The 18,280-nt window shown below is 65.0% G+C and carries 17 protein-coding genes and 1 pseudogene; 13 read left to right on the top strand and 5 right to left on the bottom strand.

Annotated elements, in window-relative coordinates:
- Window positions 1-3: 3 nt before the first annotated feature.
- From MYCSM_RS25030 to rsmA, 3 genes are all read left to right on the top strand, one after another.
- Window positions 4-846, top strand: a complete 843-nt coding sequence (locus MYCSM_RS25030) for a TatD family hydrolase (RefSeq protein WP_015308962.1) — start codon at window positions 4-6, stop codon at window positions 844-846.
- A gap of 83 nt (window positions 847-929) precedes the next feature.
- Window positions 930-2,057: a resuscitation-promoting factor gene (locus MYCSM_RS25025; RefSeq protein ID WP_041312650.1), complete on the top strand. Its 1,128-nt coding sequence runs from the start codon at window positions 930-932 to the stop codon at window positions 2,055-2,057.
- Window positions 2,054-3,058, top strand: coding sequence for a 16S rRNA (adenine(1518)-N(6)/adenine(1519)-N(6))-dimethyltransferase RsmA (rsmA, locus tag MYCSM_RS25020; RefSeq protein WP_015308960.1), 1,005 nt, complete (start codon window positions 2,054-2,056; stop codon window positions 3,056-3,058). The genes MYCSM_RS25025 and rsmA overlap by 4 nt, the downstream gene beginning before the upstream one ends.
- A gap of 15 nt (window positions 3,059-3,073) precedes the next feature.
- Here the strand turns inward: rsmA and MYCSM_RS25015 are convergent, their stop codons facing one another.
- Window positions 3,074-3,871: a serine/threonine-protein kinase gene (locus tag MYCSM_RS25015; protein WP_015308959.1), complete on the bottom strand. Its 798-nt coding sequence runs from the start codon at window positions 3,869-3,871 to the stop codon at window positions 3,074-3,076.
- A 116-nt stretch (window positions 3,872-3,987) separates the two neighbouring features.
- Between MYCSM_RS25015 and MYCSM_RS25010 the strand changes: the two genes are divergently transcribed.
- Both MYCSM_RS25010 and MYCSM_RS25005 read left to right on the top strand, forming a co-directional pair.
- The gene (locus MYCSM_RS25010; RefSeq protein ID WP_015308958.1) at window positions 3,988-4,962 is read left to right on the top strand and encodes a 4-(cytidine 5'-diphospho)-2-C-methyl-D-erythritol kinase; all 975 of its coding nucleotides are present in this window, start codon (window positions 3,988-3,990) and stop codon (window positions 4,960-4,962) included.
- A 309-nt stretch (window positions 4,963-5,271) separates the two neighbouring features.
- A complete protein-coding gene (locus tag MYCSM_RS25005) occupies window positions 5,272-6,906 on the top strand; it encodes a fatty acyl-AMP ligase (protein ID WP_015308957.1) in 1,635 nt (544 codons plus the stop codon).
- 58 nt (window positions 6,907-6,964) lie between these two features.
- Here the strand turns inward: MYCSM_RS25005 and MYCSM_RS25000 are convergent, their stop codons facing one another.
- Window positions 6,965-8,419 carry a lipase maturation factor family protein gene (locus tag MYCSM_RS25000; protein WP_015308956.1) on the bottom strand — a complete coding sequence of 485 codons (1,455 nt, stop codon included), beginning with the start codon at window positions 8,417-8,419 and terminating at the stop codon, window positions 6,965-6,967.
- A gap of 101 nt (window positions 8,420-8,520) precedes the next feature.
- Between MYCSM_RS25000 and MYCSM_RS24995 the strand changes: the two genes are divergently transcribed.
- The 5 genes from MYCSM_RS24995 (at window position 8,521) to MYCSM_RS24975 (ending at window position 13,245) form a co-directional block, all read left to right on the top strand.
- A complete protein-coding gene (locus MYCSM_RS24995; RefSeq protein ID WP_041314934.1) occupies window positions 8,521-9,474 on the top strand; it encodes a daunorubicin resistance protein DrrA family ABC transporter ATP-binding protein in 954 nt (317 codons plus the stop codon).
- 69 nt (window positions 9,475-9,543) lie between these two features.
- Complete coding sequence (locus MYCSM_RS24990; protein WP_015308954.1) at window positions 9,544-10,392, top strand: ABC transporter permease; 849 nt, start codon at window positions 9,544-9,546, stop codon at window positions 10,390-10,392.
- 236 nt (window positions 10,393-10,628) lie between these two features.
- Window positions 10,629-12,110: a flavin-containing monooxygenase gene (locus MYCSM_RS24985; RefSeq protein WP_015308953.1), complete on the top strand. Its 1,482-nt coding sequence runs from the start codon at window positions 10,629-10,631 to the stop codon at window positions 12,108-12,110.
- Complete coding sequence (locus MYCSM_RS24980; protein ID WP_015308952.1) at window positions 12,083-12,523, top strand: VOC family protein; 441 nt, start codon at window positions 12,083-12,085, stop codon at window positions 12,521-12,523. Before MYCSM_RS24985 ends, MYCSM_RS24980 begins: the two co-directional genes overlap by 28 nt.
- Window positions 12,520-13,245, top strand: coding sequence for an SDR family NAD(P)-dependent oxidoreductase (locus MYCSM_RS24975; RefSeq protein WP_015308951.1), 726 nt, complete (start codon window positions 12,520-12,522; stop codon window positions 13,243-13,245). Before MYCSM_RS24980 ends, MYCSM_RS24975 begins: the two co-directional genes overlap by 4 nt.
- Here the strand turns inward: MYCSM_RS24975 and MYCSM_RS24970 are convergent.
- Window positions 13,242-13,781: a DUF6611 family protein gene (locus MYCSM_RS24970; RefSeq protein WP_015308950.1), complete on the bottom strand. Its 540-nt coding sequence runs from the start codon at window positions 13,779-13,781 to the stop codon at window positions 13,242-13,244. The genes MYCSM_RS24975 and MYCSM_RS24970 overlap by 4 nt on opposite strands.
- Window positions 13,782-13,895: 114 nt before the next feature.
- Here MYCSM_RS24970 and MYCSM_RS24965 point away from each other — a divergent pair, with 114 nt between their 5' ends.
- From MYCSM_RS24965 to MYCSM_RS24955, 3 genes and pseudogenes are all read left to right on the top strand, one after another.
- The gene (locus MYCSM_RS24965) at window positions 13,896-14,930 is read left to right on the top strand and encodes a 4Fe-4S binding protein (protein WP_015308949.1); all 1,035 of its coding nucleotides are present in this window, start codon (window positions 13,896-13,898) and stop codon (window positions 14,928-14,930) included.
- Window positions 14,931-15,445: 515 nt separating this feature from the next.
- A pseudogene (locus tag MYCSM_RS24960) lies at window positions 15,446-15,760 on the top strand (transglycosylase family protein); the annotation flags it as partial.
- Between the two features lie 77 nt (window positions 15,761-15,837).
- Complete coding sequence (locus MYCSM_RS24955; RefSeq protein WP_015308947.1) at window positions 15,838-16,971, top strand: cellulase family glycosylhydrolase; 1,134 nt, start codon at window positions 15,838-15,840, stop codon at window positions 16,969-16,971.
- A gap of 23 nt (window positions 16,972-16,994) precedes the next feature.
- On the opposite strand, the gene pth is transcribed toward MYCSM_RS24955, so the two are convergent.
- The gene (gene pth / locus MYCSM_RS24950; RefSeq protein WP_015308946.1) at window positions 16,995-17,573 is read right to left on the bottom strand and encodes an aminoacyl-tRNA hydrolase; all 579 of its coding nucleotides are present in this window, start codon (window positions 17,571-17,573) and stop codon (window positions 16,995-16,997) included.
- 12 nt (window positions 17,574-17,585) lie between these two features.
- Window positions 17,586-18,257 (bottom strand): 50S ribosomal protein L25/general stress protein Ctc, encoded by a 672-nt coding sequence (locus MYCSM_RS24945; protein ID WP_015308945.1) that lies wholly within the window; start codon window positions 18,255-18,257, stop codon window positions 17,586-17,588.
- Between the last annotated feature and the right edge of the window lie 23 nt (window positions 18,258-18,280).

Here is an 18,280-nt window from a genome sequence, read left to right as displayed (position 1 = left end):
CAGGTGAGCTCGAGTCGCCCGGCGCCGCCCGCCCCGGAGCCGCTCAGTCCCTTGATTGACGCACATACCCACCTCGATGCCTGCGGTGCAACCGACGCTGCCAGCGTGACAGCGATCGTCGACCGCGCGGCCGAAGTCGGCGTCCAGGCTGTCGTCACCATCGCCGACGACCTGGAGTCCGCGCGGTGGGTGACCGAGGCCGCAGACGCCGACCCCCGCGTCTACGCCGCCGTCGCACTGCATCCGACGCGCGCCAGCGCGCTCACTGACGACGCCAAAGCCGTCATCGAGCGGCTGGCGCAGCATCCGCGCGTCGTCGCGATCGGCGAGACCGGCATGGACATGTACTGGCCGGGCAAGCTCGACGGCTGCGCCGAACCCGCCGCCCAACGCGACGCCTTCGCCTGGCACATCGACCTCGCCAAGCGCACCGGCAAGCCGCTGATGATCCACAACCGCGACGCCGACAAAGAAGTCCTCGACGTCCTCACCGCCGAGGGCGCGCCAGACACGGTGATCTTCCACTGCTTCTCCTCGGACGCGGCCATGGCGCGTACGTGCGTGGCCAACGGCTGGCTGCTCAGCCTGTCCGGCACCGTCAGCTTCAAAAACGCGAAGGCGCTGCGGGAAGCCGCCCGCCTGATCCCGCCTGAGCAGCTGCTCGTCGAGACCGATGCGCCGTTTTTGACCCCGCACCCGTATCGTGGGGCCCCGAACGAGCCGTACTGCCTGCCCTACACAGTGAGGGCGCTCGCCGAAGTCGTCGATCGCCCGGCAGAAGAAGTTGCCCAGGCAAGTACCGCCACCGCCACGCGGGCCTATGGGCTGGCGAGTTGCCGCCCCTAGGCCTTTTCGTTACCGTGCTGTGATCGAACGGGGGGGTCGGCCTAGGCCGGCGACCGTCCGATAGTCGGGGATAGACCAGGCAATTGAATACTCTGAATAAGCTTCACGAAGCGCGCTCGCCGATGCTCCGCCTGTTGGTTGGTGCGATGTTGCTCGCACTCACCTTCGCCGGCGGGTACGCCGTCGCCGCGCACAAGACTGTCAAGCTGACCGTCGACGGTTCTGAGATGACGGTTGCCACGATGAAGTCGCGCGTGATCGATGTCGTCAAGGAGAACGGCTTCGACGTCGGCGAGCGCGATGACCTTTATCCGGCGGCCAACGACTCAGTGCATCAGTCCGATTCCATCGTGCTCCGGCGCAGCAGGCCGCTGCAGATCTCGCTCGACGGCGAGAACAGCAGGCAGGTCTGGACGACCGCCTCGACGGTCGACGAGGCGCTGGCGCAGCTGCGCATGAGCGACAAGGCTCCGGCCGCCGCGTCCCGCGGCAGTCGCGTCCCGCTGGCCGGCATGTCACTGCCCGTGGTGAGCGCAAAAACGGTGCAGCTCAACGACGCTGGCGTGATCCGCACCGTGCGCCTGGCCGCGCCCAACGTCGCGGCTCTGCTCGAAGCGGCGGGTGTGCCGCTGCAGCAGAACGATGCCGTCGTACCCGATGCGTGGGCGCCGATCGTCGACAATATGCAAATTCAGGTGACCCGCATCCGCATCGACAAAGTCACCGAGCGCATGCCCCTGCCACCCGACAACAAGCAGATTCCGGACCCCGCGCTGAACATGAGCCGCCAGGTCGTCGAGGACCCCGGCACCCCAGGCACACAGGACGTCACCTTCGCCGTTGCTTCCGTCAACGGAGTGGAGACCGGCAGGTTGCCAGTAGCCAATGTCGTTGTGAATCCAGCCCGCGACGGAGTGCTTCGCATTGGCGCGAAGCCGGGCACAGAAGTTCCTCCGGTAACTAACGGAGCTGTCTGGGACTCGCTGTCTCGGTGCGAAGCCGGAGGTAATTGGGCCATCAACACAGGCAACGGATTTTACGGTGGCGTTCAATTCGATCAAAACACCTGGGAACGACAGGGGGGTCTGAGGTATGCTCCGAGGGCGGATCTGGCTACCAGAGAAGAGCAGATCGCGATTGCTGAGGTCACTCGGGCGCGACAAGGTTGGGGCGCGTGGCCCGTGTGTAGCGGGAGGATTGGAGCGCGCTGACTATTCGACTCCTCGGGCGGACCGAGATACGACACCTGGCGAAAGAGATCGACTTCAGGCCCCGAAAGTCTTTCGGCCAGAATTTCGTCCATGACGCGAACACCGTTCGCCGTATCGTTTCGGCCTCCGGTGTCAATCGTCACGACCATGTCCTCGAGGTCGGTCCCGGCCTTGGCTCGTTGACGCTGGCCCTGCTCGACAGGGGCGCCAGGGTGACCGCCGTCGAGATCGATCCTGTGCTGGCGCGGCAGCTTCCGAAGACCATCGCCGACCATTCGCACAGCGAGATCAACCGGCTGACGGTAATAAACCGCGACATCCTGACCCTGAACCGGCCAGACGTTGAAGACCAGCCCACCGCGCTGGTGGCCAATCTGCCGTACAACGTCGCCGTTCCGGCGCTGCTGCATCTGCTCGCCGAATTCCCGTCGATTCGCACGGTGATGGTGATGGTGCAGGCCGAGGTTGCCGAGCGACTGGCCGCCGAACCCGGTGGCAAGGACTACGGCGTGCCCAGCGTGAAGGTTCGGTTCTTCGGCAATGTGCGGCGCTACGGCATGGTCTCGCCGACGGTGTTCTGGCCGATTCCCCGGGTGTACTCCGGGCTGGTGCGCATCGATCGCCATGAAGCCTCGCCGTGGCTGACCGACGCCGAATTCCGTAGTCGGGTGTTCCAGTTGATCGACGTCGCGTTCGCGCAGCGTCGCAAGACGTCGCGTAACGCGTTCGCCGAATGGGCGGGCTCCGGCAATGAGTCGGCCCGCAGGCTCCTGGCCGCCAGCATCGACCCGTCCCGCCGTGGTGAGACGTTGGCCGTGGCGGACTTCGTCCGGCTGCTGGAGCGCTCCGGCGAGTGGGAGGCCACCCCCGCCGCCCCTCCCGTGCCGCAGCCAGCCGTGCCGCAGCCAGCCGTCGCGCAGCCAGCCGTCACGCAGCCAGCCGAGCCGCAGCCGCAGACCCAGGAGCAGCCGGCGCAGCAGCCGCACTTCCGCGCGATCTAGCTGCTTCGCTGCCTGCTAGCGCAGCGCGCGGGTGATCAACGCGATGAACTCCGCGCAGGAGTCATACCTGTTGTCTGGGGTCTTCGCCAACGCTTTGCTCATGATCGAGTCGAAGGCGTGCGGCAGCCACTCGATTTTGCGCGACAACGTCGGCGGTTGCTTATGCAGTTGCTCGTCCATCAGGTCGATCGACGTGGCAGCGGTGAAAGGCGGTGAGCCGGTGATCAACTCGAAGGCGGTACATGCCAACGCGTATTCATCGGTTGCTGCCGACGGCGGCTGTCCGCGCAGCAGTTCGGGCGCCGAGTAGGGCAGCGACGCCTCAACGTGTGTTGGCCTGCGGCCAACGTCTTCGGCCACCGCGCGAGCGACGCCGAAGTCAATCAGAACGGCGCCACGCTTCGAAAAGGGCAGCGATGCAAGAATATTGGACGGCTTGACGTCGCAGTGCACGATGCCAAGCCGGTGGGCGTAGTCCAACGCGTCGGCAATCTGTGCCAGCGCCGCCAGCCGGTCCGGCAGGCCCTGCAACTCGGTCGCCGTGCCGCCTTCGACCAATTCCATTGCCAGCCAACCCTCGCCGCACTCGTACACCTTGATGATGTGGGGGTGGTCGAGCTGGTGTGCGAAGTCGAATTCTCGCTGTAGCCGGGCGATCTGGGCCGGTTCGCAGTGAAAATCGTCGAGAATCTTCAGCGCCACACGGCGATTCCTGTCCACGGCGTCATGCGCCAGATACACCGTCGCATAGCCGCCGTGACCGAGCGTGGCGTCGACGACATAGCGCTCATACCAGCCGCCGAGTGACACCACGCCCACCAGCCTAGAGTTTTTGCTGGGGGTATTCGCCTGCCAGGAATTGCAGCCCTGACGGGCCGTCTCGGTGCTTTCGGTGCATGTCCCGGTCGTCGCGGCGATAGTGTCGTGCCGTGTCTGCCTCCGACGGAAGCGCCGCCTCCGAGTGGGTCCCCACTGGGTCGGTCACCGTGCGAGTGCCGGGCAAGGTCAACCTGTATCTGGCCGTCGGTGACCGCCGCGACGACGGCTACCACGAGCTGACGACCGTCTTTCATGCCGTCTCGCTGCTCGACGAGGTCACCGTGAGCACCGCCGACGTGTTGTCGCTGGAGATGGCGGGCGAGGGTGTGGAGTCGCTGCCGACCGACGAGCGCAACCTGGCCTGGCGCGCCGCTGAGCTGATGGCCGAGCACGTCGGACGAGCGCCCGACGTCGCGATCTCGATCGAGAAGTCGATCCCGGTCGCGGGCGGGATGGCGGGTGGCAGCGCCGACGCGGCGGCCGTGCTGGTCGCGATGAACACGTTGTGGGAGCTCGGCGTGCCGCGTCGCGACCTGCACGCGCTGGCCGCGCAGCTCGGCAGCGATGTCCCGTTCGCCTTGCACGGCGGTACCGCGCTGGGCACCGGCCGCGGCGAGGAGCTCACAACGGTCCTCGCCCGCAGTACCTTCCACTGGGTGTTGGCCTTCGCCGACGGCGGCCTGTCGACCCCCGCGGTGTTCACAGAGATCGACCGCTTACGGGACACCGCGGGCGCCGGGCGAGATGCGCCGCCGCGGCTCGAGGACCCGGAGCCGGTGCTGGCCGCGCTGGCGTCGGGCGACCCTGCCGAGCTGGCCCCGCTGCTGGGCAACGACCTGCAGGCCGCGGCCGTCAGCCTCGACCCCGGGCTGCGGCGCACGCTTCGCGCGGGCACCGACGCGGGTGCCCTGGCGGGGATCGTGTCGGGGTCCGGCCCGACGTGCGCGTTCCTCTGCACCTCGGCATCCGCGGCGGTCGACGTCGGGGCGGAGCTCTCGGGCAGAGGGGTGTGCCGCACGGTGCGAGTGGCCAGCGGACCTGTGCACGGCGCACGCGTGGTGCCGACTCCGTCGACATCGGTTTGATCACGACGAAGTGTGACGCAGGCCTCAATTATCGCTTCAGTTTGGCGGCTACTTAAGAGTTGCTTAAGATGATCGACGGTGAAAGCTAGCGGTCAGGAATCGGGCGCGACCTTTTCAACTTCCGGTAACCCCGGCGGTGGCTCCGTCAGATATATAAGGCGAACCCCGATTCGAGACTTAACCGCTCCCCAAATGTGTGCGTGCCTACGCGAAAGCGTCGCCTATCAGCGGGAGCATGATTTGTCGACGTTTGCGCGGAAGCCAAATGTCGCCGGCGCTGCGGCTCCGGGAACCCAATAGGAGGTTGGCGTGAGCAGATTCACCGAGAAGATGTACCGCAACGCCCGCGAAAGCAAGCGCGGCATGGTCACCGGTGAACCCCACGAGCCCGTCCGCCATACCTGGGGCGAGGTGCACGAGCGCGCGCGCTGTATCGCGGGTGGCCTGGCCGTCGCGGGCATCGGCCTCGGCGACGCGGTTGGCGTGCTGGCCGGCTTCCCGGTCGAGATCGCGCCGACGGCGCAGGGCCTGTGGATGCGTGGCGCCAGCCTGACCATGCTGCACCAGCCGACGCCCCGTACCGACCTGGTGATCTGGGCCGAGGACACGATGACCGTCATCGGCATGATCGAGGCCAAGGCCGTCATCGTCTCCGAGCCGTTCCTGGTCGCCATCCCGGTGCTAGAAGAGAAGGGCATCAAGGTCCTCAAGGTTTCCGACCTGCTCGCGGCTGATCCGATCGACCCGGTCGAGGTCGGCGAGGATGATCTGGCGCTGATGCAGCTGACGTCCGGTTCGACCGGCTCGCCGAAGGCCGTGCAGATCACGCACCGCAACATCCACTCCAACGCCGAGGCGATGTTCATCGGCGCCGAGTACGACGTCGATAAGGACGTCATGGTCAGCTGGCTGCCCTGCTTCCACGACATGGGCATGGTCGGCTTCCTGACCATCCCGATGTACTTCGGTGCCGAGCTGGTCAAGGTCACTCCGATGGACTTCCTGCGCGACACCCTGCTGTGGGCCAAGCTCATCGACAAGTACAAGGGCACCATGACCGCGGCGCCGAACTTCGCGTACGCGTTGTTCGCCAAGCGGCTGCGTAAGCAGGCCGAGCCGGGTCAGTTCGACCTGTCGACGCTGCGATTCGCGCTGTCGGGCGCCGAGCCCGTCGAGCCGGCCGACGTCGAGGACCTGCTGGACGCGGGCAAGCCATTCGGCCTGCGACCCGATTGCATTCTTCCGGCCTACGGCATGGCCGAGACGACGCTGGCGGTGTCGTTCTCCCCGTGCAACGCCGGTCTGGTGGTCGACGAGGTCGACGCCGACCTGCTGGCCGCGCTGCGGCGCGCCGTGCCCGCCACCAAGGGCAACACCCGCCGGCTGGCCTCGCTCGGCCCGCTGCTCAAGGACCTCGAGGCCCGCATCATCGACGAGCACGGCAACGTCATGCCGCCGCGCGGTGTCGGCGTCATCGAGCTGCGCGGTGAGTCGCTGACGCCCGGCTACCTGACCATGGGTGGCTTCATTCCGGCGCAGGACGAGCACGGCTGGTACGACACCGGCGACCTCGGCTACATCACCGAAGAGGGCAACATCATCGTGTGCGGCCGCGTCAAGGACGTCATCATCATGGCTGGCCGCAACATCTACCCGACCGACATCGAGCGGGCCGCTGGCCGCGTCGAAGGCGTTCGGCCGGGCTGCGCCGTCGCGGTGCGACTGGATGCCGGGCACTCACGCGAGACGTTCGCCGTCGCAGTCGAGTCCAACGCCTGGCAGGACCCGGTCGAGGTGCGTCGCATCGAGCATCAGGTCGCGCATGAGGTCGTCGGCGAGGTCGACGTGCGGCCGCGCAACGTCGTCGTGCTGGGACCGGGCACCATTCCGAAGACGCCGTCGGGCAAGCTGCGCCGGTCCAACTCGGTCTCCCTCGTCACCTAGCTACTGCCGAACTACCGCGAGTGACCGTGTCTGTACGTAGACACGCCGGCTCGCGCTGTCATTTTGCGGTCGCTCGCGGAGATTTCCCGAGCGCGACGGGCGGCAGATATTCGCCAACGAGCGTGCGATGCCACCACATCTTTTCGTGCCGCAACTCGTGCCACGTGGTGAACCGGTACTGATACAGCTGCGCCCGCACATACTGCGGCGGTGCCTGGGGGAACGGGTTGTGCCGAAGCAGGCGCAGCGTGGGGGCATCGTTGCGCAACAGCCGAATCACGAAGGGGCCCAGCCAATCCCGCGCATAGGCCGGTGTCAGCGCGGCGAACCACATCAGCCAGTCCAGTCTTAAATGGTAGGGCGCCCATTGGCGCGGCAGCCGGTGCGGGTCACCGGGTTTGCCTTTGAAGCCGTATTCCTTCCACACCGTCTGCTCGGTGATCGCTGCGTCGTCGGTGCCTTCGATCACCACCTCGAGCCGCTCGCGACCGATGCTGCCGAAGGCACCGTAGGTGTTCATCAGGTGGAACGGGTTGAACGCCGCGTTCATGCGTTGGTGGCTTGAGATCATGTTGCGCACCGGCCAATAACTCAACACCACGCACACCGCTGCGAACACCATCACGAAGCTCGCGAACCACAGCGGCGGGTTGGACAGCGCCGGTGGCTCTGGCACCGGGAGTACCGCCGCGAACGATGCGTGGTCGATCGCGCAGAAGGCCAGGATGATCGTGACCCAGTTCAACCAGGCGAAATTGCCGGAGAGCACCAGCCACAGCTGGGTGACGATCACGATGGCGGCGGCCACGCTCGCTATCGGCTGCGGGGCGAACAACGCGAAGGGCACGACAAGCTGCGCGAAATGGTTGCCTGCCACCTCCACCCGGTGCAGCGGCTTGGGCAGGTGATGGAAGAACCAGCTCAGCGGCCCCGGCATCGGTTGGGTTTCGTGGTGGTAGTACAGGCAGGTCAGGTCGCGCCAGCACGGGTCGCCGCGCAGCTTGATCAAACCCGCGCCAAACTCGACGCGGAACACCAGCCAGATCGCGAGCAGTATTGCCGGCAGCGGCGGCGCGGTCTCGTCGTTGCCGAGGAAGATCGCGATGAAGCCGGCCTCCAAAAGCAAGGACTCCCAACCGAATCCGTACCAGCGCTGGCCGACGTTGACGATCGACAGATACAGCACCCAGAGCAGCAGCCAGATCGCCATCGAGGTCCAGAGCGGAACAAGATCGATCAGGCCGACGACGATGGCCGCAGACAATGCCGCACCGAACCAGCTGACAGCAGCGAAGAATCGGTCGGAGTAGTGCAGGTGAAAGATGCTCGGGGCAGCCCGCAACCGTACCCGCGCCACGAACGCCGGCACCGGCAGCATTCCCCGCTCACCGATGAGCGCCCGGAATTGTCGAGCAGCGGCGACGAAGGCGATCAGATAGATCACCGCGGCGCCCCGCTGCAGGATCTGCCTAGCCAGCCAATACTCGGGTGCTACGAACCATTCCGCGTCCATGTTCGGGTACTCCTGAATCTGTTGTACCCGCATGCGGGCGGAAGCGACGCGGAAACAAAACCAATGGCCCGGTGTCGGTCTGGGCCGATACCGTCGGTGGCATGACACCCGCGATCGAGGCCATTGACTTGGTCAAGAGATTCGGCGAAAACACCGCCGTCGACGGTGTCAGCTTCGCGGTTCCACCGGGCACTGTGCTCGGCCTGCTGGGGCCCAACGGCGCGGGCAAGACGACCACGGTGCGGATGATGACGACCCTGACGCCGCCGACCAGCGGCGCCGCCCGGGTCGCGGGCTATGACGTCGTGCGCGAGCCGGACAAAGTGCGCCGCAGCATGGGCCTGACGGGTCAGGTCGCCACCGTCGACGAACTGCTCACCGGCCGCGAGAACATCCGGATGATCGGCGGGTTGTACGGCATTCGGCGCAAGGAGTTGGCGCGACTGGGAGACCAACTGCTGGAACAGTTTTTGATCGCCGACGCTTCCGACCGCGTGGTCAAGTCGTATTCCGGCGGCATGCGTAGGCGGCTCGACCTTGCCGTCAGCCTGCTGGCGTCGCCGCCGGTGTTGTTTCTCGACGAGCCGACCACCGGGTTGGATCCCCGCAGCCGCAGTGACTTGTGGGAGGTGTTGCGTGGCCTCGTTCAGGGTGGCACGACGCTCCTGCTGACCACGCAGTATCTCGAGGAAGCCGATCAGCTCGCCGACAACATCGTGGTGATCGACAAGGGCCGCATCATCGCCGAGGGTTCGCCGTTGCAGCTCAAGGATCAGGCGGGCAAGGCGAGCCTGGTGGTCACGGTTTCGGACGCCGACGATCTGCCGGCTGCACAGGCGTTGCTGGGCAAGACGGGTGCCGAGGTGTTCGTCGACACGGGTGCCCGCCGGCTCACCGCAGCGGCCGACGGCCTGGCAGACATGATCCAGGTCGCGGGGTGGCTGCGCGACAGTGACATCGATGTCGACGACATAGGCCTGTCCCGGCCCAGCCTCGATGACGTGTTCTTGTCGCTCACCGGACACCGCACCGAAGAGGAAGAGGTAGACGCATGACGACCGTAGACGACGAGTGAGGATCGCAGCGAGGAACGAGCGAGGACCGGAGCGAGAAGGAGTCGAGGCATGACTTCAGTGGATTCGCCGCCGCGCATTCAGCTGCAGCCTGCGCGCACGCATCCCACCAATATCGTGCAGCAGTCGTGGATCATGGTGAAGCGCAACATGATCCACACCAAGCGGATGCCCGAAATGCTCAGCGACGTGACGGTGCAGCCAATCATGTTCGTGCTGCTGTTCGCGTTCGTGTTCGGTGCGTCGATCGCGACGGGCGGCGGGGCGTCCTACCGGGAGTTCCTGCTGCCGGGTATTCAGGCGCAGACCATCGTGTTCACGGCTTTCGTTGTGGCGTCGGGGATTACCGCCGATGTGGAGAAGGGCATCATCGACCGTTTTCGGTCGCTGCCGATCTCCCGGTCGTCGGTGCTGATCGGCCGCAGTGTGGCCAGCCTGATGCACTCATCGATCGGCGTGGTCGTGATGGCGGTGACGGGGCTGGCGATCGGCTGGCGCATTCGGGGCAGTGTCGCCGAGGCGGTGCTGGCGTTTCTGCTGATCCTGGTCTTCGGCTTTTCCATGATCTGGTTCGGCATTCTGATCGGCTCGGTGATGCGATCGGTCGAGGCGGTCAACGGCGTGATGTTCACCGTGCTGTTCCCAATCACGTTCTTGGCCAACACCTTTGCCCCGACTGAACCGATGTCGCACTGGCTGCGCGTGGTCGCGGAGTGGAATCCGGTGTCATCGCTGGCGCAAGGCATGCGCGAGCTGTGGGGCAACGGCGGCCCCGCGCCGGCAAGCGCACAGCTGCCGCTGCACCACCCGATTCTGGCGACCATACTGTGGTCGGTGGCGTTGACGGCGGTCTTCGCGCCGTTCGCGTTGCGCGCGTATGCGCGCCGCACCGGGGGTTAGTTCCGGCGCCGCGGAACGGTCCCATAGTCGGAATGCGTGCCTTGAGGACTGAGGACTCAAGGCGCAAGGAATAATATTTCACTCTTGAAAATAGTGTCCACAGAATCGTAGGCCGTTCAGAGTGCTTGAGAACTCGGCAGACTCTGGCATGGATTGCGCACAATTGCGGGCTGGTCGGGTGGTGCAGCCGAGTGGGATAGAGTTACGCATTCCGCTATTTATGTAATGATTGCTGGATGGCGAATCGGAAGCCGACCGTTGCGATCATCGGTGCTGGTCCCGGCGGCATCGCGATAGGCATCCAGCTCGCTGCCGGCGGCTACGACTTCACCATCTTCGACCGCAACGAGGGCTTCGGCGGCACCTGGCGCAACAACACCTATCCTGGCGCCGCCTGTGACGTGCCATCGCACTTCTACTCGTACTCGTTCGCGCTCAACCCGCGGTGGAGCAAGACCTTCGCCAACCAGCCGGAGATCCTCGCCTACCTCGAGAAGGTCGCCACCGACAATCGCCTCGCCGATCACCTCACAACGCGAAGCCGCATCACCACCCTGCGGTGGTCCGACGACCACCGGCGCTGGACGCTGGAGACCGAGGACGGCGCTGTATATCGATTCGATGCCGTCGTCACCGCAGTCGGCATGCTCGACCAACCCAATATCCCAGAGATTCCCGGCGCCAACCGCTTTCGTGGTCGTACCTTCCACTCCTCGCAGTGGGACCACTCGAAATCGACTGCGGGGGAGCGGGTCGCGTCGATCGGAACCGGTGCCAGCGCAATCCAATACGTTCCCGAGATCGCCCCAGCCGCAGCGCATCTGACCGTCTTTCAGCGCACGCCGATATGGGTGAGCCCCCGCTACGACGAACCCTTTACCCCTGAGCAACACGAGCTCTTCGAGCGTGATCCTGTCGAAGCCCTCAAGGTCCGCGACGCCGCGTTCGACGCCTACGAGTCCGCGAACTTCGGCGTCGACTCCGCGATGACCAAGGAACTCACCGACACCGCCCGCGCCTATCTGACGCGAAAGGTCCCAGATCCCAAACTGCGCGCGAAGCTGACGCCGAGCTATCCCGTTGGATGCAAGCGGCCGTTGCAGTCCCGCGCTTGGTTCCCGACCTTCGCGCGACCCAACGTGCATCTAGAGACGTCGCCGATCGTCGAGTTCACCGAACGCGGCCTGCGCACCGCCGATGGCACCGAGCATCAGGTGGACACCGTCATATACGGCACCGGTTTTCACGCCGCCGACTACCTCCGCAGCCTCGACGTCTACGGCGCGCAGGGCCGTCGCCTGCACGACGACTGGCACGACGGCGCCGAGGCCTATCTCGGCACGGTGGTCCCGGGCTACCCCAACCTGTTCACGCTCTACGGCCCCAACACCAACGGGGTCACTTCGATCGTCTACATCCTGGAGGCCCAGGCCGAGTTCGTTCGCCGCACCCTCGACGGCATGGTCCGCCACGGCGTACAGGCGATCGACGTCAAGCGCGACGTTCACGACGCCTATAACGTCGACATCCAGCAGGCCATGCAGGGCACCGTCTGGCTGGCCAACTGCAACAACTACTACCGACATCCGAACGGCAAGGTCGTCACCCAGTTCCCGTACAGCGGAACGCAATTCGCGGCGATGCTCGGCCAGGTCGGATTGGATGCATTCGATCGGATGGAGGCAACTGCGTGCCAGGAATCCACCACACGGCGATAGTCACCGCCGACGTCGAACACTCGAAGCGGTTCTGGTGCGACGGCCTCGGCTTCACCGAACTGTTCGACCACACCTTCACCGGCGATTGGCCCACGCTGTTCAACGCCCGCACCGACCGGCTGCGGTCGGTCTTCCTCGGCGACCCGGCCACACCCGACAGCGGCATCGTCGAACTCGTTCAATTCGACGACACCCCAACCGGACCCGAGCGACCCGATGAGCCGACGTTCGGCTTCTTCCTGCTTTCCTTGCAGCGCGAGGTCGACGTTACGTTGGCCGGTCTCGCCACACTCGGCTTCTATGACGGCGTGCGCCGCATCGACATGCCGGCACCTGGCGGCAAAACGGTTGCGATGGCGGTGATCACCGCGCCCGACGGAGTGCGCGTCGAGCTGATCGGACCACCGAAGTGATCGCCGTCGTCACAGGGGGAGCGTCCGGGATCGGCAAGGCAACAGCCGATCGCCTGCGTACCCGAGATGCCGACGTCGTCGTCTGGGACCGCAAGGACGGCGACATCGATTGCGACATCAGCGATCCCGACGCAGTATCGGCCGCCATCGACCAGACCATCGCCCGCCACGGCACACCTGACCGGCTGGTCGCCTGTGCCGGCGTCGGGGCGTCCAGTCTGCTGCTCGACCAGAGCCCAGCCGACTGGCGGCGCGTCCTCAACACCAACCTGACCGGCACATGGCTGACGATGCGCGCCGTCGCCAAGGCGATGGTGAACGCCCAAACCGGCGGCTCGATCGTCGCTGTCTCAAGCATCAGCGGAACACTTGCCGACCGCGACATGGGCGCCTATTGCGTGTCGAAAGCGGGCATCGACATGTTGGTGCGCGTCGCGGCTGCGGAATGGGGTCAGCACGGTATCCGCGTGAACGCCGTCGGGCCCGGCGTCACCCGCACGCCGATGCTCGCCAAACCGGAACAACTGCCCGGCTGGGTGGATGGCCTGACCGAACGCACTGCGCTCGGCAGACTCGGCGAGGCCGATGACGTTGCCGAGGCCATCGTCGCGGTGCTCGAAATGTCTTGGGTGACAGGGCAAACCGTGTTCGCCGACGGGGGTCTTGCGTTACACAGCCCTATCGACGCCTACGGTCAGATGAAGCGGGCGCGACGCGACTAGGCCGCTATGCTGGTGGATTCCATCTGGTCATAAACCCGCCACCACGTCATCTCGTGAGCCATCGGCGAGACGACACCGCGGGCAAGCAGTTCGTCGGCTTCCAGCAGCGCACCGGCGAGCGTGTCCAGTTTGTGAAGCAGCGCCGACGACACCGGATCGCGGTGACCCGCCATCACCATCACACCCATTGTCCTGACTTGTCTGCGCGCATCGCCTGCCCTGGTCGTGGCGACCAGACCCAATCCCAGGTAGATGGCCGTCGACGTGACAAGAGCCGTCATCGGCCCCGTCAGATGGCTCAGCCATACTTCGCAGAGGATCCACACCAGCGCGCCCCACAGGGGCCAGCCCTGCGCCACGCGTACCTGCCTGCGCTCGGAGTCGCTGATCCCCGGCGGGAACACCACCAGCCGATATCGGGTCACACCGAAGCGGTCGGGACGAACCTCGATTGACCCCCAAACACGGTCGCCGTCAAGCAACCGCGACCACCCTCGCCGTAGCAGGCCGGAATGGCCCGTACGTATGTCACTCATGTGTCCGGTGTACCCCCGTCATGGGCAGGAATGTCGGGTCCGAACGTTTTCTTTACGCAGGAGGCGGGCTTTCTAACGGGCCGAGGTAGCTAAGTATTGTGTACTATACTCAGCATGACGATCGAGAAGATCCCGGCCCGCCTCGCCGACCATCCGACGGTTCGCAAGGTGCGTGCTCGAAAGACCGAGAAGCCGGGAGTCATCGACGCGGACTGGCTGCGGCAGGTGTGCCTCGATGCCGGTGTCGACGACGTCGCGTTCGCAAGTGTCGAGAACGCTGATCTGGCGAGCGAGCGCGAGCACGTCGACGCGGCGCTGCCGGGCGTGCAGAGCTACATCTCACTCGTCGTGAAGATGAATCGCGACAATGTCCGCTCGACCGCGCGAAGCGTCGCCAACCAAGAGTTCCATCGCAGCGGCGAGATCATGAACGAGGCCGCACATCGGATCACCCGCGCGTTGCAGGACGCGGGATACCGCGCGATCAACCCGTCGATGTCCTTCCCAATGGAGATGGACCGCTATCCCGGTCGCATCTGGGTGGTGGCGCACAAGCCGGTCGCAGTGGCGTCAGGACTCGGTGTGATGGGCATCCACCGCAATGTGATACACCCGAAGTTCGGCAACTTCATCCTGCTCGGCACGATCCTGGTGGCCGCACCCGTCAGCAGTTACGGTGAGCCGCTTGACTATTCGCCGTGCCTGGAGTGCAAGCTGTGTGTGGCGGCCTGCCCGGTCGGGGCGATCAAGAAGGACGGCGACTTCGATTTCGTCGCCTGCTCGGTGCACAACTACCGCGAGTTCATGGGCGGGTTCACCGACTACGTGCAAACCGTCGCCGACAGCGCCGATGCCGACGACTTCCGCTCGCGCGTCAGCGATTCCGAGAACGCGTCGATGTGGCAGAGCCTTTCGTTCAAGGCGAATTACAAGGCGGCGTACTGCCTCGCCGTATGCCCAGCGGGCGAGGACGTCATCGAGCCCTATCTCGACAACCGCAAGGGGTTCATGGATCTGGTGCTGAAGCCGCTGCAAGAGAAGAAGGAGACGCTCTACGTGTTGCCCAACTCCGCGGCCAAGGAGCACGCCGAACGCCGCTACCCGCACAAGCAGGTGAAGGTCGTCGACAGCGGCATTCGGGGACGCTGACGTCGTCAACCCACCTAGTCACAACAATCACATTTGCACCAATTATCACTAGAGCATCAGAATTGATCTTGTTGGGCGAAAAATAGCACACCTTAAGAACACGGGCAACAGAAACAACATCTGTCACATTGGCATTTGCCATTTGTACGTGCGAGTGACGACATCGGTCGCCGTTGAACCCCAGATGCGCGCCGCTGACCTCGGGTTATCCGACGTGGCTCGGCAGCAGTGAGTCTCGCCAGCCTCATATGACGCATAGCTATTAAATAGACTCAAAGAATACATTGAGACTCATTAGACAGGCTGTTTAACTCGCGCCTCATGAGTAAGCTCAGTATCACGACCGAGCAACGGGGACATCGCCCGCTCGCCCTGCCCTTACTGGAGTGCGCGTCCGCGCGCCTTACGAAGGGATCGACATGCGCCTACGCAAGGTCATCGCCGTGCTAGCGATAACCGGCGCGCTCGCGATGGCTCAACTGGTGCTGCAAGTTCCGACCGCTGGTGCCGAACCCAACTGGGACGCAATGGCGCAATGCGAATCGGGAGGGAACTGGTCGGCGAACACCGGCAACGGCTTCTACGGCGGCCTTCAGTTCACGCCGGCCACATGGGCCGCGAACGGAGGTGTCGGGTCACCCGCCGCCGCGAGTCGGGACGAACAGATCCGGGTCGCGCGAAACGTCATGCGCACTCAAGGCGTCGGCGCCTGGCCGGTCTGCGGCGGCCCAATCGGGTTTGCGGCCTCGACATGCCGCGCGTTGGTGGCCTGGATTCCTCTCGGGAACCTGCCCCATCTGTGCAGCGTGTTGCTCAACCCGATGGCGTGATAACGATCTTGAACCCAACAGGTTTCGAATCGATATGGAGGTCTGAGTACGGGGCTGCGGGCCACTAACGTTGCTGCGTGCACCGCCGTACAGCCCTAAAACTGCCGCTCTTACTGGCGGTTGGTGCTGCAATGACCCGTTTGCCTCCGGCTGTCGCCGAGCCGACTCGATGGACGGCGGACTACGCCAATCGCTGGTATCAAGCGCAAGGCTGGCTCGTCGGCGCCAACTACGTCACGTCGACGGCCGTCAACCAGCTGGAGATGTTTCAGCCGGGTACGTACGACCCACGACGAATCGACGCCGAACTGGGTTACGCCCGATCGCTCGGGCTGAACTGCGTGCGGGTCTTCCTCCACGATCTGCTCTGGGCCCAAGATCCACGCGGATTTCTCGGCCGCCTAACGCAATTCGTCGGCATCGCGGCCAACCGCGGGATCAAGCCCTTGTTCGTGCTGTTCGATTCGTGCTGGAACCCGTTCCCCCGCGTGGGCCCGCAGGGCCCGCCAACACCCGGCGTGCACAACTCCGGCTGGGTGCAGAGCCCGGGCGCCGAGCATCTCGGGGATCCGCAGTACCGCAACGTTCTGTACGCCTATGTCACGGGCGTCGTAGGCCAATTCCGAAGTGACAGCCGAATTTTGGGCTGGGACTTGTGGAACGAGCCCGACAATCCCGCACGGGTGTATCGGAAAGTGGAGAGGAAGGACAAGCAGGATCTCGTCGCGGCGCTGCTACCCCAAGTCTTTCAGTGGGCGCGTTCGGTGAACCCGGTGCAACCGCTGACAAGTGGTGTCTGGACCGGAAGCTGGGACGAGGGCAGCCGCAGCGATATCAGCGACATTCAACTCGACAACTCCGACGTGGTCACCTTCCACTCCTACGGCAAGCCGGCCGAGTTCGAGGCCAAGATCAACGAGCTTTCATCACTGGGCCGTCCGATTCTCTGCACGGAGTATCTGGCCCGGCCGTTGGGCAACACCGTCGAAGGAATCCTGCCAATCGCCAAGCGGCACAACGTCGGTGCATTCAACTGGGGCTTTGTCGCTGGCAAGACGCAGACGTATCTGCCGTGGGATTCGTGGGACCACGCGTACCGCGGCGCTCCGAAGGTGTGGTTCAGCGACCTCGTATACCCCGATGGACGGCCCTTCCAAACCAGCGAAATTCAAGCGATTCGCCAGTTGGTCGGCGGGTCCGGCACCACCTGACGGCGCTACCCGTCCGCTCGGCTCTACCCCCAGGCGTGCACCGTATTCTGCGCTGGCTCAAGCCCTTGGGACACAAGGAGTTCGGTGGCGTCGGCCGCCTGCTCGCAGATAGTTGGAACCTCGCGCCATTCAGCGTTGGTGAAGTTTCCCAACACGAATGCCGCGCCTTCCATCCGACCGGGCGGACGGCCGATGCCTATGCGGACACGCTGAAAGTCATTGGTGCCCAACGATGATCCCACCGAGCGCAGCCCGTTGTGCCCCGCAACACCGCCGCCGAACTTGAGCCGGATGCGGCCGAAGTCGATGTCGAGCTCGTCGTGGATCACCACGATGTCGGCCGGCGGCACCGAGTAGAACTTGGCCAGCGGCCCCACCTGGCGCCCCGACTCGTTCATGTAACACCGCGGTTTGGCCAGCACGACAGACTGACCGCCGAGGCGGCCTGTCGCCACCTCGGCCCCCGACTTCTTGTGCACCTTGAACCCCGAACCGAGGCGGTCCGAAAGGATATCTGCGACAAGGAAACCGATGTTGTGCCGCGTCGTTGCGTACTGCGCTCCAGGGTTGCCGAGGCCGACCACCAAAATGGTTTCGGCCATATTGGCGTCCGTCTACTCGGACTCTTCGGCGGGCGCCTCTTCGGCCGCCTCGCCCTCGGCGGCTTCGGCCGGTGCCTCGCCCTCGGCTTCGGCTGCCTCGCCGGCACCCTCGCCTTCCATCTCCTCAGCGGTCGGCGCGGCGACGACGTTCACGACGAGCGTCTCCGGGTCCGAAACCAGGGTGACGCCCGACGGCAGCGTGATGGCGCCGGCGGCGAACTGGGTGCCGAGTTCCGCCCCCTCGATCGACACGGTGAGGTGGTCGGGAATCGACTGGACGTCGGCTTCGACCGTGATGGTGTTGGCGTCCTGGGTGACGAGCGCCCCGGAAACCGGCTCGCCCTCGACGATGACGTTGACCTCGACGGTCACCTTTTCACCACGGCGCACGACGAGCAGGTCGACGTGCTGGATGCTGCGGCGGATGGGATGGATCTCGAGCGCCTTGGTCAGCGCGAGCTGCTCCTTGCCGTCGATGTCGAGGGTGAGCACCGCGTTGGTGCCCGAGTGCCGCAGCACGGCCGAGAAGTCGTGCGCATCGAGTTCGAGGTGTTGTGGGTCGCTGCCGTGGCCGTAGAGAACGGCGGGCACCTTGCCGAGGCGACGGGCGCGACGTGACGCGCCCTTACCCGTCTCGGTGCGTACCGCAGCGGTCAGCTTGTTCGCGGTGGAAGTCTTAGCCATTTTCGTGCTGCTCCTGTGTCGTG

Source organism: Mycobacterium sp. JS623 (genome assembly GCF_000328565.1).
In the GTDB taxonomy this organism is placed as follows: domain Bacteria; phylum Actinomycetota; class Actinomycetes; order Mycobacteriales; family Mycobacteriaceae; genus Mycobacterium.
This window is presented reverse-complemented; position numbering and strand designations above follow the sequence as displayed.

Coding starts and splice junctions, on each gene's coding strand:
- MYCSM_RS25000 (WP_015308956.1), bottom strand. CDS start 8,419: ATGGACGCGGAATGGTTCGTAGCACCCGAGTATTGGCTGGCTAGGCAG.
- MYCSM_RS24995 (WP_041314934.1), top strand. CDS start 8,521: ATGACACCCGCGATCGAGGCCATTGACTTGGTCAAGAGATTCGGCGAA.
- MYCSM_RS24990 (WP_015308954.1), top strand. CDS start 9,544: ATGACTTCAGTGGATTCGCCGCCGCGCATTCAGCTGCAGCCTGCGCGC.
- MYCSM_RS24985 (WP_015308953.1), top strand. CDS start 10,629: ATGGCGAATCGGAAGCCGACCGTTGCGATCATCGGTGCTGGTCCCGGC.
- MYCSM_RS24970 (WP_015308950.1), bottom strand. CDS start 13,781: ATGAGTGACATACGTACGGGCCATTCCGGCCTGCTACGGCGAGGGTGG.
- MYCSM_RS24965 (WP_015308949.1), top strand. CDS start 13,896: ATGACGATCGAGAAGATCCCGGCCCGCCTCGCCGACCATCCGACGGTT.
- pth (WP_015308946.1), bottom strand. CDS start 17,573: ATGGCCGAAACCATTTTGGTGGTCGGCCTCGGCAACCCTGGAGCGCAG.
- MYCSM_RS24945 (WP_015308945.1), bottom strand. CDS start 18,257: ATGGCTAAGACTTCCACCGCGAACAAGCTGACCGCTGCGGTACGCACC.